We start from the raw sequence: 15,261 nt of genomic DNA, 5'->3' as shown, positions 1-15,261 counted from the left end.
ACGCATTAGACTAGGGGTTCATGGGCAAGAAACCGGCAAGAGAGCTGCGGCAGCAGAAGAGCGAGCGCATCGGCAACGAGGCGGTGCTCGGCTATCGCCCGCCGCCTGGCGTCGCTGACGAGATGGTCGACCAGAACGGCGCGATCCGCCCGGTCTGGCAGCGCTTCATGGCGCATCTGAGCGGCATGCCGGAAAAGGACCTGACCGAGCGCTTCGCCCGCGCCGATCGCTATCTGCGCGACGCCGGCGTCTTCTACCGCGCCTATGGCAGCACCGGCAGCGCCGAGCGCTCCTGGCCGCTCTCGCCGATCCCCGTTTTGATCGACGAACGCGAATGGGAGAGCCTGTCGGAAGGCCTCGTCCAGCGCGCCGACCTGCTCGAAGCGATCGTCGCCGATATCTATGGCGACAACAGGCTGGTCGAGGATGGCGTGCTGCCGCCGGCGCTGATCGCCTCCAATCCGGAGTTCCAGCGCCCGCTCGTCGGCGTCAAGCCGGCCGGCGGCCACTATCTGCATTTCTGCGCCTTTGAGGTCGGCCGCGGCCCCGATGGCAACTGGTGGGTTCTGGCAGACCGCACCCAGGCCCCATCAGGCGCCGGCTTCGCGCTGGAAAACCGGGTGGCCACCACCCGCGCCTTCTCCGATATCTACGCCGAAACCCCGGTGCACCGCCTCGCCTCCTTCTTCGGCGCATTCCGCGATGCGCTGCAGGGCATGAAGCACAGCGGCGACGACCGCATCGCCGTCTTGACCCCCGGCCCCGCCAACGAGACTTATTACGAACACGCCTATATTGCCCGCTATCTCGGCTTCATGCTGCTCGAGGGCGAGGACCTGACCGTCGTCAACGGCAAGGTGATGGTGCGCACCGTCTCCGGCCTGAAGCCGATCACCGTGCTCTGGCGCCGCCTCGATTCCGCCTATGCCGATCCGCTCGAGCTCAACCAGACCTCGCACATCGGCACGCCGGGTCTCGTGGAAGCGCTGCGCGCCGAAAGCGTCACCATCGTCAATGCGCTCGGAAGCGGCATCATCGAGACGCGCGCGCTGCTCGCCTTCATGCCCACCATCTGCCGCCGCCTCTTTGGCCAGGAGCTGAAGATGCCGTCGATCGCCACCTGGTGGTGCGGCCAGAAGAGCGAACGCGACCATGTCGCCCAGAACATCGAGAAGATGGTCATCGGCCCGGCCTATTCGCGCGCGCCCTTCTTCGACGACAATGGCGAATCCGTGCTCGGCTCGGCGCTGCGCGCCACCGCCCGCGATTCCATCGGAGACTGGCTGAACACCGATGGCCCCAAGCTCGTCGGCCAGGAAGCCGTGACTCTCTCGACCACGCCAAGCTGGGTGAACGGCAAGCTGGTGCCGCGGCCGATGTCGCTGCGCGTCTTCGCCGCCCGCACAAAGAATGGCTGGCAGATCATGCCCGGCGGCTTCGCCCGCATCGGCGCCGGCGACGACGTGGCGGCGATCGCGATGCAATCGGGTGGTGCGGCCGCCGATGTCTGGATCGTCAGTGACAAACCCGTCGAGCGCCACACGCTGCTCCCCACCGAGGCGAGCTTCACCCGCAACATGCCGGGCAGCCTGCCCAGCCGCGCCGCCGACAATCTCTTCTGGCTCGGCCGCTATATCGAGCGCGCCGAAGGGGCGCTGCGCATCCTGCGCGCCTGGCACGCCCGCTTCGCCGAGGCCGCCGATCCGAGCCAGCCGCTGCTGGCCGATGTCAGCGCCTATCTCGCCGCCGTCGATATCGACACCGAGGACGCGGTGCCCGACACGCTGCTGCGCAACATCGACAGCGCCGTCTATTCGGCAAGCAACATTCGCGACCGCTTCTCGCCGGATGGCTGGCTGGCGCTGACCGATCTCGCCAAGACCGCCCGCCGCTTCCACGCGACAGTGTCGCCGGGCGACGACGCCAGCCATGCGATGACCATCCTGTTGCGCAAGCTCGCGGGCTTCGCCGGTCTCGTGCATGAAAACATGTATCGCTTCACCGGCTGGCGCTTCCTGTCGCTCGGCCGCCATATCGAGCGCGCGCTGCACATGACCCGCCTGCTCGGCCACATGTCCGGCCCCGAAGCGCCCGATGGCGCGCTCGACATGCTGCTCGAAATCGGCGACAGCGTCATGACCCATCGCCGCCGCTACAACGTCAACACGGCGCGGCTGACCGTCACCGACCTTCTGGCGCTCGACCCGCTCAACCCGCGCTCGATCCTATTCCAGCTGAACGAGATCCTGCGCGAGGTCGAGCAGCTGCCGAATGCGCTCAGCAACGGCCAGATGTCGCCCTTCTACCGCGAATCCATGCGCCTGCGCTCCGGCCTCGCCGTCATGACGCCCGAGACGATGACCGACGACGTCTATCGCAGCCTCGAACGCGAGCTCGAGAACCTCTCCGATCTCCTCGCGCAAACCTATCTGGGGTGATTACGTGCTCTACGATCTGTCGCTGCACATGGGCTATAGCTACGATTGGCCGGCCTCCGGCGCCCGCCACATCATGCGCCTGCTACCTCTGTCGCTGCCCGATCGCCAGCGCCTGATCGCAGGCTCCATCAAGGTGTCGCCGACGCCGGACGAGCAGTCGAATTTCACCGATTTCTTCGAGCACCCAGCGACCTCCTTCATGGTCCGCGCGCCCCATGAGAAGCTCGACATCCGCATGCACGCCCGCGTTCAGGTCGAGAGCCACTCGATCACGGCCGATTTCTCGCCCGTGCTCGCCGATCTGCCGGAAGAGATCGCGTGCGTCTGGTCGCTGAAGCCCGGCTCCCCGCATCATTTCCTCGGCAACAGCCCGCGCCTGATCGAGACGCCCATAATCTCGGAATACGCCCAAGGCGTCGTCCAGCCCCGGCTGACGGTGCTTGAAATCGCGACCGCCCTTTGCGCCGCGATCCACAAGGACTTCACCTACGACGCCGAGGCGACCAACGTCGACACCACGCCGATCGAGGCCTTCCGGCTGAAGCGCGGCGTCTGCCAGGATTTCAGCCATGTGATGATCCAGGCGCTGCGCAGCCTCGGCATTCCCGCAGGCTACGTCTCCGGCTTCCTGCGCACCATCCCGCCGCCGGGCAAGGAGCGGCTGGAAGGCGCCGACGCCATGCATGCCTGGGTGCGCGTCTGGTGCGGCGAGACGACCGGCTGGGTGGAACTCGACCCTACCAACAACATTCCCGCCGGCACCGACCACATCGTCGTCGGCTACGGCCGCGACTACTCCGACGTCGCCCCCGTCATCGGCGTGCTGAAGAGCTACGGCGGCCAGCGGGCGGTTCAGGCGGTTGATGTCATTCCGGTGAAGTAGGGCCGGCGAACTAGGTCCGGCGGCCGATATCAAGCCGAAGCGCACGATAAAGCGACAATTCGCTAAAATTAGATCAGACTCATAAAGTTGACCTAAATGAAGATGATCCAAGGATAGTCGCATACTTTTGAAAACCATCTCGGTGAACATGATGCGCGCCTTGTCCCTGCTTAAGACCACGATCGCCCGTTTCTCGAACGACCGTGGCGGCAACTTCGCCATGGTGACGGCGTTGATCGCCACCCCGCTGCTGCTGGCTGCAGGCGTCGCGATCGACTTTTCCAATGCATCCACCCAAAGGACCAACCTTCAGGAAATTGCCGACGCAACCGCGCTGGAAGGCGGCAAGATTTTCGACGGCACCAATCTGGCCGCAGCCACCACCAAGGCCCAGGCCTTCCTCAAGGGCTATTCCGCGCAGATGCCGAGCAATGTCACGTCGAGCATGACCGCCGATGGCCGGACGTTCAAGGTTGCCCTGAATGCGGCGGTCGACACATCGCTGATGAAGATCGCCAATTACAACTCGATTCCTATTGGCGTGAACGCAGCCGCCATCGCCCCGGTGAAGCCCACGAAGATCACGTTCGACCCGACCTATGCAAAGGGCTTCTGGTACAAGAAGATCTCCGTCATGGTCGTCCGCCCCGGCAGCACCGCCGAGACGACCTTGGCGACCATCGTCTACCAGCCCACCACTTTGCTCGAGGATGGCAAGGGCACCATGACAATGGATCCGGCGACGGGAACCATCGACCTCGGCAACTACACCAAGCTGATCCTGAAGATGGAGATCAAGAAGGACTATTGCCCAACCGGATACAGCGGAAAGGCATCCGGCTCCAAGCAAACAGTCATATGTACGGCCACTAACCAAGCATCAAGCAAGGTCTATGACAGCACCTTGCGCACGGACAACCCTAACCAGATGGACTCGCTCTATGTCGACGGCAAGCAGCTCCAGAAGGGCACGGCCTATCCGCTGGAAGCCTATTTCGGTTGCGCATCCAAGCAGAGCCACGCATGGGAAGACGGCGGCGGCGGTCCCACTCAGGACTTCTTCTACACCGTCAGCGCCGACTGCAGCGGCTCGGACACCACCTATGTTCGCCTGACGCAGTAACATCGATTTCATCGCTCGAAAAGGCCGCCCCCGAACCGATCCGGGGCGGCTTTTTGGCGTCGTGAAACGTCGGGGATGACCACCTCGCGTGACGCAATGATGATGCATGAAAGCAACACCGCCGGACGCAGTTTGGCGCAAAGTCGAGCCCCGCCCGAAATCGTGTTGGAAAGCAACATTCCATTAAAATTGAAGCAAACCCGTCAAAACAAGCTCAATGAATTGGGCGCATGACTGCCACATTGTCAAAAGCAACTACTCGGGTGAGCATGATGAACACCTTGCTATTTATGATGAATGGCGTTTCTCGATTGATGTCCAATCGGGACGGAAATTTCGCGATCACGACGGCGTTCGTGATTCCGGTCTTGTTCGGCGCGGGGAGCCTGGCTATCGATATAGCCAATGCGGCCATGTCGAAACGGCAGCTGCAGGAAGCGGCCGATTCCGCCGCGCTGGCCACCGCGTCGGCGCTGGCCGACGGCAAGATCGACACATCAGGGGCTGCCGCTTTCGCCAAGGATTTTATCGCCGGCCAGATGGCGAACTATCTCTCCGATACGACCGCTCTGAAGAACGCCACGGCCGTCACGGCGACAAAAACAACATCAGGTGCCGCGACCAGCTACAACGTCAACATATCGTCTAACTACACGATGCAATTCAGCGGACTGGCCCAGGTCGCCGGCTTCAAAACGACGACGATCGGCGTATCGAGCCAGACGGCCGGTGGCTATTCCGAGACGCAAGGTTCTGTCTCGATGTTCCTTGCGCTGGATAAGTCCGGCTCGATGGACTACGCAACGACGACGGTCAACGCAACGCAACCTACAACCACGTACACCTACTCTTGCGGCACCTGGTATCAGCCTAAAACATGCACAGGAACGCAGACCAACTATTACTCGAAGATCGAGGCGTTAAAACTGGCCGTTGGCAGTCTGACGACTCAGCTTGAGACTGCCGATCCGACGCACATCTACGCACGCACGGGTGCGGTATCTTACGATATCAAGGAATATGCCGCCAGTAAGCTTGCCTGGGGTACCAGCGCTGTTACAGGCTACGTCAACGCGCTCGACGCGGACGGCGGGACGAACTCAAGCGACGCCATGAACACGGCATTCACCTCCTTGACGGCCAAGAACAGCGCCGGAAACGACAGCGAAGATGCGATACACTACGCAAAGACGAAGCAGATCCCGAAGAAATACATCGTCTTCATGACGGATGGCGACAACAACGACGACAAATGGGGCGGACGCTCCTATGACACGGCGACAAAAGCCACCTGTGACGCCGCCAAAGCCAAGGGCATCGAAATCTTCACTGTTGCCTTCATGGCTCCGATAACCGGGCAGAAGCTTCTGAAGAATTGCGCGACCGACGCCTCGCATTACTTCCAGGCGGAAAGCATGGCTGACCTCCTCGCCGCCTTCAAGAAGATCGGCGCCAAGGCCGCCAACCAGACGACCCGCCTGATCAACTGATCGCGCAATCACAGAAACAAAAAAGCCGCTCCGGAACAAACCGGAGCGGCTTTTCGTTGTTGTGCAATCGCGTCTATCAAAATCAGAAAGCCGATAAAAATCAAGTTCTTTCCGTCGTCCACGGGTGCCCTGCGTCAATTTTTCCGTTTGCTGGTTTTCCCTTGTTGCAAGTGCGTTGTAACGGTGCATAAACTGCATCGCTAGTGCGTGAGTAAATCGATTGAAGTACGTATAACCTACTGAAACCAAAACAGAATTGGCGAGCCCTGACGATGACCCCCGTTTCGAAGCCCACCATCCCCTCTCCCGCACCGCGCAGTTCCAAGCCGGAAATTCTCGCAGAAGAAATCATCGAGCGTCTGACCTACCGCATCGGCAAGGATGCCAAGGTCGCCAAGCCGCATGACTGGCTGACGGCCACGATCCTCGTCATCCGCGACCGCATCATCGACAAGTGGATGGAGAGCACCCGCAAGGTCTACGCCACAGGCGCCAAGCGCGTTTATTATCTATCCCTCGAATTCCTCATCGGCCGCCTGATGCGCGATGCCGTGTCCAACCTCGGCCTGATGGAAGAGGTACGTGACGCGCTCGCTTCGCTCGGCGTCGATGTCGCCGTTATCGCAGGCCTCGAGCCGGACGCAGCGCTCGGCAATGGCGGTCTCGGCCGTCTCGCCGCCTGTTTCATGGAAAGCATGGCGACCGTCGACGTGCCCGCCTATGGCTACGGCATCCGCTATGTCCACGGCCTGTTCCGCCAGCAGATGGCCGATGGCTGGCAGGTGGAGCTGCCGGAAAGCTGGCTCGCCCACGGCAACCCATGGGAATTCGAACGCCGCGAGAGCGCCTATGAAATCGGCTTCGGCGGCTCGGTCGATGTCGCCAACGGCGCCGATGGCGAACCGCGCTATGTCTGGAAGCCGGCCGAGCGCGTCATCGCCGCCGCCTTCGACACGCCCGTCGTCGGCTGGCGCGGCAAGCGCGTCAACACGCTGCGCCTCTGGTCGGCCCAGCCGATCGACCCGATCCTGCTCGACGCCTTCAACGCCGGCGACCATATCGGCGCGCTGCGCGAGAGCAACAAGGCCGAAAGCCTGACCCGCGTTCTCTACCCGGCGGACGCGACGCCCGCCGGCCAGGAGCTGCGCCTGCGCCAGGAGTTCTTCTTCTTGTCCGCCTCGCTGCAGGACATCCTGCGCCGCCATCTGCAGCAGTATGACGATTTCACCTCGCTGCCCGACAAGGTGGCGATCCAGCTGAACGACACCCACCCGGCCGTCTCCATCGCCGAACTGATGCGCCTGCTCTGCGACGTGCACGGGCTGGAGTTCGACCAGGCCTGGGACATCACCCGCGGAACCATCGCCTACACCAACCACACGCTTCTGCCCGAAGCGCTGGAAAGCTGGCCGGTACCATTGTTCGAGCGTCTCCTGCCGCGCCACATGCAGATCATCTACGCGATCAACGCCAAGGTTCTGCTCGAGGCCCGCAAGACCAAGAACTTCTCCGACACCGAGATCCGCTCGATCTCGCTGATCGAGGAAGCCGGCAGCCGCCGGGTGCGCATGGGCAACCTCGCCTTCGTCGGCTCGCATTCGATCAACGGCGTCTCGGCGCTGCACACCGACCTGATGAAGGTCACCGTCTTCGCCGACCTGCACAAGCTCTATCCCGACCGCATCAACAACAAGACCAACGGCATCACCCCGCGCCGCTGGCTGCAGCAGTGCAATCCGGGCCTGACGGGCCTGATCCGCGAAGCGATCGGCGACGATTTCCTCGATGACGCCGAAAAGCTGCGTGCGCTCGACAAGTTCGCCACCGACAGCGCCTTCCAGGAGAAGTTCGCGGCCGTCAAGCGCAACAACAAGGTGGCGCTCGCCAATCTGGTTGCATCGCGCATGGGCGTGAAGATCGATCCGTCGGCGATGTTCGATATCCAGATCAAGCGCATCCACGAATACAAGCGCCAGCTCCTGAATGTCATCGAAGCGGTCGCGCTCTACGACCAGATCCGCTCGCGTCCCGAACTGGATTGGGTGCCGCGCGTAAAGCTGTTCGCCGGCAAGGCGGCGCCGAGCTATCACAACGCCAAGCTGATCATCAAGCTGATCAACGACGTTGCCCGCACCATCAACAACGACCCGGCCGTGCGCGGCCTGCTCAAGGTCGTCTTCGTGCCGAACTACAACGTCTCGCTCGCCGAGGTCATGGTTCCGGCCGCCGACCTCTCCGAGCAGATCTCGACCGCCGGCATGGAAGCGTCGGGCACCGGCAACATGAAGTTCGGTCTGAACGGCGCGCTCACCATCGGCACGCTCGATGGCGCCAATGTCGAAATGCGCGACAATGTCGGCGAGGACAATATCAAGATCTTCGGCCTGCGCGCCGATGAGGTCGCCAACCTGCGCACCGACGGCCACAATCCGCGCGCCATCATCGAGGCCTCGCACGAGCTGTCGCAGGCGCTCTCGGCCATCGGCTCCGGCGTCTTCTCGCCGGATGACCGCAACCGCTATTCCGAGCTGATCGAGGGCATCTATTCGCACGATTGGTTCATGGTAGCCGCCGATTTCGACGCCTACGCCCAGGCCCAGCGCGAAGTCGACGACCTCTGGAACGACAAGGCCGCCTGGAGCGAAAAGACCATCCGCAACACCGCCCGCATGGGCTGGTTCTCGTCGGACCGCACGATCCGGCAGTATGCCAAGGAAATCTGGAGAGCCGGATGAAAACGCCGAAGGCGACCCCTGAAGTCAAGCTTCCCTGGGAAATTTCGGCAGATGAAATAGCGGCAATCCTTGCTGGCGCGCATTCCAATCCGTTTGCCGTTCTGGGTGTCCACAAATCGGGCAGCGTTTACGTTGCCCGATGCTTCATTCCCGGCGCCGAAGAGGTCACCGCGATGTCGCTCGACGGCACCGCGATCGGCGATCTGGCGCTCCAGCATCCCGATGGCTTCTTCGCCGGCACCATCTCGGTCAACAAGCAGGTGCCGGTGCGCTATCGCGCCCGCCGTGGCGATGCCGAATGGGCCGTCACCGACCCCTACAGCTTCGGCCCCGTTCTCGGGCCGATGGACGATTATTACGCCCGCGAAGGCTCGGATCTCCGCCTCTTCGACAAGATGGGCGCGCACTGGATCAAGCACGAGGGCGCGCAAGGCATCCACTTCGCCGTCTGGGCGCCGAATGCGCAGCGCGTCTCCGTCGTCGGCGATTTCAACAATTGGGATGGCCGCCGCCACGTCATGCGGCTTCGATCAGGCGCCGGCATCTGGGAAATCTTCGCCCCTGATGTTCCGACAGGCGTCGCCTACAAGTTCGAGATCCGTGGCCAGGACGGCGTGCTCTTGCCGCTCAAGGCCGACCCCTTCGCGCGCCGCAGCGAGCTGCGCCCGAAGAACGCCTCGGTCACCACGCCTGAACTTCTGCAGGAGTGGGAGGACGAAGCCCACCTCAAGCACTGGAGCGAAATCGACAAGCGCCGCCAGCCGATCTCTATCTACGAGGTGCATGCAGGCTCCTGGCAACGCCGCGACGATGGTACGTTCCTCTCCTGGGACGAGCTCGCCGCCCGCCTGATCCCCTACTGCGTCGACATGGGCTTCACCCATATCGAGTTCCTGCCGATCACCGAGCACCCCTACGATCCGTCCTGGGGTTATCAGACGACGGGCCTCTATGCCCCCACCGCCCGCTTCGGCGAGCCGGAGGGTTTCGCCCGCTTCGTCAACGGCGCCCACAAGGTCGGCATCGGCGTCATCCTCGATTGGGTGCCGGCGCATTTCCCGACCGACGCGCATGGGCTGGGCTGGTTCGACGGCACCGCGCTTTACGAGCACGAGGACCCGCGCAAGGGCTTCCACCCCGATTGGAACACGGCGATCTACAATTTCGGCCGCACCGAGGTCGTGTCCTATCTGGTCAACAACGCGCTCTACTGGTCGGAAAAATTCCATCTCGACGGCCTGCGCGTCGATGCCGTCGCGTCGATGCTCTACCTCGATTACTCCCGCAAGCACGGCGAGTGGATCCCCAACGAATATGGCGGCAACGAGAACCTCGAGGCCGTCCGCTTCCTGCAGAACATGAACACCCGCATCTATGCCGAGCACCCCGGCGTCATGACCATCGCCGAGGAATCGACATCATGGCCCAAGGTCTCGCAGCCGGTGCATGAAGGTGGCCTCGGCTTCGGCTTCAAGTGGAACATGGGCTTCATGCACGACACGCTGAGCTACATGAGCCGCGAGCCGGTGCATCGCAAGCATCATCACAACGAGCTCACCTTCGGCCTGCTCTACGCCTATTCGGAAAACTTCGTGCTGCCGCTGTCCCACGACGAGGTGGTGCACGGCAAGGGCTCGCTGATCGCCAAGATGCCCGGCGACGACTGGCAGAAGTTCGCCAATCTGCGTGCCTACTACGCGCTGATGTGGGGCTATCCCGGCAAGAAGCTTCTCTTCATGGGCCAGGAATTCGCCCAGTGGAGCGAATGGAACGAGGCCGGCTCGCTCGACTGGAACCTGCTTCAGTACCGCATGCACGAGGGCATGCGCCGCCTGGTGCGCGACCTCAACTTCACCTACCGCAGCAAGCCGGCGCTGCACGCCCGCGATTGCGAGGGCGAAGGCTTCGAATGGCTGGTGGCCGACGACCACGAGAATTCGGTCTTCGCGTGGCTGCGCAAGTCGCCGGGTGAAAAGCCGGTCGCCGTCATCTGCAACATGACGCCGGTATACCGCGAGAACTACGCCGTCAGGCTGCCCACCGAAGGCCGCTGGCGCGAAATCCTGAATACCGATGCCGACATCTATGGCGGCAGCGGCAAAGGCAATGGCGGTCGTGTCCAGGCGGTCAACGCCGGCGGCACCATCGTTGCATCACTGACCTTGCCGCCTTTGGCGGTTATCATGCTTGAACCTGAGACTTGAGACTGGTGGGAGGAAGACAATGGTAGAAAAACGCATTCAGCCACTTGCCCGCGATGCAATGGCCTATGTTCTCGCCGGCGGCCGGGGGAGCCGTCTGAAGGAACTCACCGACCGACGCGCCAAGCCCGCGGTCTATTTCGGCGGCAAGTCGCGCATCATCGATTTCGCGCTGTCCAACGCGCTGAACTCCGGTATCCGCCGCATCGGCGTCGCCACCCAATACAAGGCGCACTCGCTGATCCGCCACATGCAGCGCGGCTGGAACTTCTTCCGCCCCGAGCGCAACGAGAGCTTTGACATCCTGCCGGCCTCCCAGCGCGTTTCCGAGACGCAGTGGTATGAAGGCACCGCCGACGCGGTCTACCAGAACATCGACATCATCCAGGACTACGGCGTCGAATACATGGTCATCCTCGCCGGCGACCACGTCTACAAGATGGACTACGAATACATGCTGCAGCAGCATGTCGACAGCGGCGCCGACGTCACCATCGGCTGCCTCGAAGTGCCGCGCATGGAGGCCGTGGGCTTCGGCGTCGTGCATGTCGATGAGACCGACCGCATCATCGATTTCGTCGAAAAGCCCGCCGATCCGCCGGCCATCCCCGGCAAGCCGGACAGCGCCTTCGCCTCGATGGGCATCTACGTCTTCCGCACCAAGTTCCTGATCGAGGAACTGCGCCGCGACGCCGCCGACCCGAATTCCAGCCGCGACTTCGGCAAGGACATCATCCCTTACATCGTCAAGAACGGTAAGGCCGTCGCCCACCGCTTCGCCAATTCCTGCGTGCGCTCCGATTTCGAGCGCGAGCCGTACTGGCGCGACGTCGGAACCATCGATGCCTACTGGCAGGCCAATATCGACCTGACGGCGATCGTTCCCGAACTCGACATCTACGACAAGTCCTGGCCGATCTGGACCTATGCCGAGATCTCGCCACCGGCGAAGTTCGTCCACGACGATGAGAACCGCCGCGGCTCGGCGACCTCCTCGGTCATCGCCGGCGATTGCATCATCTCCGGTGCCACGCTGAACAACAGCCTGCTCTTCACCGGTGTGCGCGCCAATTCCTACTCGAAGCTTGAGGGCGCCGTCGTGCTCCCGAGCGTCAAGATCGGCCGCCACGCGCAGCTGACGAATGTCGTGATCGACCACGGCGTCGTCATTCCGGAAGGTCTTGTTGTCGGTGACGACCCGGTTCTCGACGCCAAGCGTTTCCGCCGCTCCGAGGGCGGGATCTGCCTCATCACGCAGCCGATGATCGACAAGCTGGATATATAAGCGATGAAAGTTCTTTCGGTTTCGTCCGAAGTCTTCCCATTGATAAAGACAGGGGGCCTGGCCGATGTGGCCGGCGCCCTGCCGATCGCGCTGAAGCGCTTCGGCATCGAAACCAAGACGCTGATGCCCGGCTATCCCGCGGTGATGAAGGTCATCCGCGACCCCGTCGTGCGCATGCGCTTCGACGATCTCTTGGGCGAACCGGCAACGGTTCTGGAGGTCAATCACGAGGGGCTGGATATCCTCGTCCTCGACGCGCCAGCCTATTACGACCGCTCTGGCGGCCCCTATCTCGACGCAACCGGCAAGGACTACCACGACAACTGGCGCCGCTTTGCCGCGCTCTCGCTTGCCGGCGCCGAGATCGCTGCCGGCCTGATGCCCGGCTGGAAGCCAGACGTCGTCCATGCGCATGACTGGCAGGCGGCGATGACGCCGGTCTACATGCGCTTTTACCCGACGCCGGAACTCCCGAGCATCCTCACCATCCACAACATCGCCTTCCAGGGCCAGTTCAGCGCCGAGATATTCTCCGGCCTGCGCTTACCCCCGCAGGCCTTCTCGGTGGAAGCGCTGGAATATTACGGCAATATCGGTTTCCTGAAGGGTGGCCTGAAGACCGCGCACGCGATCACCACCGTCAGCCCCTCCTATGCCGGCGAGATCCTGACCTCCGAATTCGGCATGGGGCTCGAAGGGGTCATCGCCAGCCGCATCGAGGCGCTGCACGGCATCGTCAACGGCATCGACCACGAGGTCTGGGACCCCGCCACCGACGCCGTGCTGCAGACGCATTACACCGGCGCGACGCTGAAGAACCGCGCCGCCAACCGCGCCGCCGTCCAGGAATTCTTCGGCCTGCACGACGACAACGCGCCGATTTTCTGCATCATCAGCCGTCTCACCTGGCAAAAGGGCATGGACCTGATCGCCGCCTGCGCCGACGAGATCGTCGCCATGGGCGGCAAGCTTGCCATTCTGGGCTCCGGCGATCCGGCGCTCGAGGGCTCGCTGCTCGCCGCCTCCGCCCGCCATCCCGGCCGCATCGGCGTTTCGATCGGCTACAACGAGCCGATGTCGCACCTGATGCAGGCAGGCTCCGACGCCATCATCATCCCCTCGCGCTTCGAGCCCTGCGGCCTGACGCAGCTCTATGGCCTGCGCTATGGTTGCGTGCCGATCGTCGCCCACACGGGCGGCCTTGCCGATACCGTCATCGATGCCAATCACGCCGCACTTGCAGCCAAAGTGGCAACCGGGATACAATTCTCTCCGGTGACCGCTTCCGGTCTGTTGCAGGCAATCCGCCGTGCGCTACATCTCTATACCGATCAAAAGGTCTGGACCCAATTGCAAAAGCAGGGCATGAAATCGGATGTTTCGTGGGAGAAAAGCGCCGAGCGCTATGCTGCCCTCTATTCAAGCCTCGCCCCGAAAGGCAAGTGACAGAAAATGAACAAGTCCGTATCCACCACCCCCTATCAGGATCAGAAGCCCGGCACGTCGGGACTGCGTAAGAAGGTCCCGGTATTCCAGCAGCCGAACTACGCGGAAAACTTCATCCAGTCGATTTTCGATTCGCTGGAAGGATTTCAGGGCAAGACCCTCGTCATCGGCGGCGACGGACGCTACTACAACAAGGAAGTCATCCAGAAGGCGATCAAGATGGCCGCCGCCAATGGCTTCGGCAAGGTCATCGTCGGCAAGGGCGGCATCCTCTCGACGCCGGCTGCCTCGCACGTGATCCGCAAGTACAAGGCCTTCGGCGGCATCATTCTCTCCGCCAGCCATAACCCGGGCGGCCCGACCGAAGACTTCGGCATCAAGTACAACATCAGCAATGGCGGCCCGGCGCCGGAAAAGATCACCGACGCGATCTATGCGCGCACCAAGGTGATCGACACCTACAAGATCGCCGATTTCCCCGACGTCAATCTGGACCGTATCGGCAAGGACGAGCTGCCCGGCGGCATGCTGCTTTCGGTCTTGGACTCCGTAGAGGACTACACGGCGCTGATGGAAGAGCTGTTCGACTTCGGCGCCATCCGCAACCTGATCAGCCTCGGCTTCCGCATCGCGTTTGATGCGATGAGCGCCGTCACCGGCCCCTACGCCAAGGAAATCTTCGAAAACCGCCTCGGCGCGCCTTCCGGCTCGGTCCGCAACTTCATGCCGCTGCCCGATTTCGGCGGCCATCATCCGGACCCGAACCCGGTTCACTGCAAGGAACTCTACGACGAGATGATGGGCGACGACGCCCCTGATTTCGGCGCGGCATCCGACGGCGACGGCGACCGCAACCTGATCATCGGCCGCGGCATCTTCGTCACCCCTTCCGACAGCCTGGCGATCATCGCCGCCAACGCCAATCTCGCCCCCGGCTATTCCGGCGGCCTGACCGGCATCGCGCGTTCCATGCCGACCTCGGGCGCGGCTGACCGCGTCGCTGAAAAGCGCGGCATCGGCATGTACGAAACGCCGACCGGCTGGAAATTCTTCGGCAACCTGCTCGACGCCAACATGGCGACGATCTGTGGCGAAGAGAGCGCCGGCACCGGCTCCAACCACGTGCGCGAGAAGGACGGCCTCTGGGCGGTCCTGATGTGGCTGAACATCCTGGCCGTGCGCGGCGAGAGCGTTCAGGACATCGTCACTCAGCACTGGCAGACCTACGGCCGCAACTACTATTCGCGCCACGACTATGAAGGCGTCGACACCGAAGCCGCCAACGGCCTGGTGGACAATCTCCGCGCCCAGCTCTCCAGCCTCCCTGGCAAGACCTTCGGCCCGCTCAAGGTCGAAAAGGCAGACGATTTCGCCTATCACGATCCGGTCGACAAGTCGGTGAGCGAACACCAGGGCATTCGCATCATGTTCGAGGGCGGCTCCCGCGTGGTCTTCCGCCTGTCGGGCACCGGCACCTCCGGCGCCACGCTGCGCGTCTACATCGAGCGCTACGAGCCCGATTCCAGCCGCCACAACATCGAGACCCAGGAAGCGCTGGCCAACCTCATCGCCGCCGCCGAAACCATCGCCGACATCAAGTCCCGCACCGGCCGCGACGCCCCTTCGGTGATTACCTGAGTTAATGGAAACGTCAGCGCGT

Annotated in this window: 10 protein-coding genes; all 10 read left to right on the top strand. The window is 62.7% G+C overall.

Translation table 11 applies throughout. The features are described 5' to 3' along the window. The first annotated feature begins 20 nt into the window (after window positions 1-20). Complete coding sequence (locus tag QTL96_RS25870) at window positions 21-2,438, top strand: circularly permuted type 2 ATP-grasp protein (protein ID WP_289729726.1); 2,418 nt, start codon at window positions 21-23, stop codon at window positions 2,436-2,438. 4 nt (window positions 2,439-2,442) lie between these two features. Continuing rightward, the gene (locus QTL96_RS25865; RefSeq protein ID WP_289729725.1) at window positions 2,443-3,321 is read left to right on the top strand and encodes a transglutaminase family protein; all 879 of its coding nucleotides are present in this window, start codon (window positions 2,443-2,445) and stop codon (window positions 3,319-3,321) included. A gap of 151 nt (window positions 3,322-3,472) precedes the next feature. After that, the gene (locus QTL96_RS25860) at window positions 3,473-4,444 is read left to right on the top strand and encodes a TadE/TadG family type IV pilus assembly protein (protein WP_289729724.1); all 972 of its coding nucleotides are present in this window, start codon (window positions 3,473-3,475) and stop codon (window positions 4,442-4,444) included. Between the two features lie 75 nt (window positions 4,445-4,519). Further along, a complete protein-coding gene (locus QTL96_RS25855) occupies window positions 4,520-4,678 on the top strand; it encodes a hypothetical protein (RefSeq protein ID WP_289729723.1) in 159 nt (52 codons plus the stop codon). A 38-nt stretch (window positions 4,679-4,716) separates the two neighbouring features. Next, window positions 4,717-5,934 carry a pilus assembly protein TadG-related protein gene (locus QTL96_RS25850; RefSeq protein WP_289729722.1) on the top strand — a complete coding sequence of 406 codons (1,218 nt, stop codon included), beginning with the start codon at window positions 4,717-4,719 and terminating at the stop codon, window positions 5,932-5,934. A gap of 272 nt (window positions 5,935-6,206) precedes the next feature. Beyond that, window positions 6,207-8,669: a glycogen/starch/alpha-glucan phosphorylase gene (locus QTL96_RS25845; protein WP_289729721.1), complete on the top strand. Its 2,463-nt coding sequence runs from the start codon at window positions 6,207-6,209 to the stop codon at window positions 8,667-8,669. After that, on the top strand, window positions 8,666-10,873 hold the full coding sequence (glgB, locus tag QTL96_RS25840; protein WP_047509602.1) for a 1,4-alpha-glucan branching protein GlgB: 2,208 nt from the start codon (window positions 8,666-8,668) through the stop codon (window positions 10,871-10,873). The genes QTL96_RS25845 and glgB overlap by 4 nt, the downstream gene beginning before the upstream one ends. Before the next feature lie 19 nt (window positions 10,874-10,892). After that, a complete protein-coding gene (glgC, locus tag QTL96_RS25835) occupies window positions 10,893-12,155 on the top strand; it encodes a glucose-1-phosphate adenylyltransferase (protein WP_289729720.1) in 1,263 nt (420 codons plus the stop codon). Window positions 12,156-12,158: 3 nt separating this feature from the next. Continuing rightward, a complete protein-coding gene (gene glgA / locus QTL96_RS25830) occupies window positions 12,159-13,601 on the top strand; it encodes a glycogen synthase GlgA (RefSeq protein WP_111563427.1) in 1,443 nt (480 codons plus the stop codon). A 6-nt stretch (window positions 13,602-13,607) separates the two neighbouring features. Next, window positions 13,608-15,239: an alpha-D-glucose phosphate-specific phosphoglucomutase gene (locus tag QTL96_RS25825; protein WP_289729719.1), complete on the top strand. Its 1,632-nt coding sequence runs from the start codon at window positions 13,608-13,610 to the stop codon at window positions 15,237-15,239. Window positions 15,240-15,261: the final 22 nt, after the last annotated feature.

Origin of the sequence: Rhizobium sp. S163 (assembly GCF_030380805.1) — a bacterium.
Taxonomy (GTDB): domain Bacteria; phylum Pseudomonadota; class Alphaproteobacteria; order Rhizobiales; family Rhizobiaceae; genus Rhizobium.
This window is presented reverse-complemented; position numbering and strand designations above follow the sequence as displayed.

Bases quoted from the DNA above. Each gene is read 5' to 3' on its own strand.
- QTL96_RS25870 (WP_289729726.1), top strand. From the start codon at position 21: ATGGGCAAGAAACCGGCAAGAGAGCTGCGGCAGCAGAAGAGCGAGCGC.
- QTL96_RS25860 (WP_289729724.1), top strand. From the start codon at position 3,473: ATGCGCGCCTTGTCCCTGCTTAAGACCACGATCGCCCGTTTCTCGAAC.
- QTL96_RS25855 (WP_289729723.1), top strand. From the start codon at position 4,520: ATGACCACCTCGCGTGACGCAATGATGATGCATGAAAGCAACACCGCC.
- QTL96_RS25850 (WP_289729722.1), top strand. From the start codon at position 4,717: ATGAACACCTTGCTATTTATGATGAATGGCGTTTCTCGATTGATGTCC.
- QTL96_RS25845 (WP_289729721.1), top strand. From the start codon at position 6,207: ATGACCCCCGTTTCGAAGCCCACCATCCCCTCTCCCGCACCGCGCAGT.
- glgB (WP_047509602.1), top strand. From the start codon at position 8,666: ATGAAAACGCCGAAGGCGACCCCTGAAGTCAAGCTTCCCTGGGAAATT.
- glgC (WP_289729720.1), top strand. From the start codon at position 10,893: ATGGTAGAAAAACGCATTCAGCCACTTGCCCGCGATGCAATGGCCTAT.
- glgA (WP_111563427.1), top strand. From the start codon at position 12,159: ATGAAAGTTCTTTCGGTTTCGTCCGAAGTCTTCCCATTGATAAAGACA.
- QTL96_RS25825 (WP_289729719.1), top strand. From the start codon at position 13,608: ATGAACAAGTCCGTATCCACCACCCCCTATCAGGATCAGAAGCCCGGC.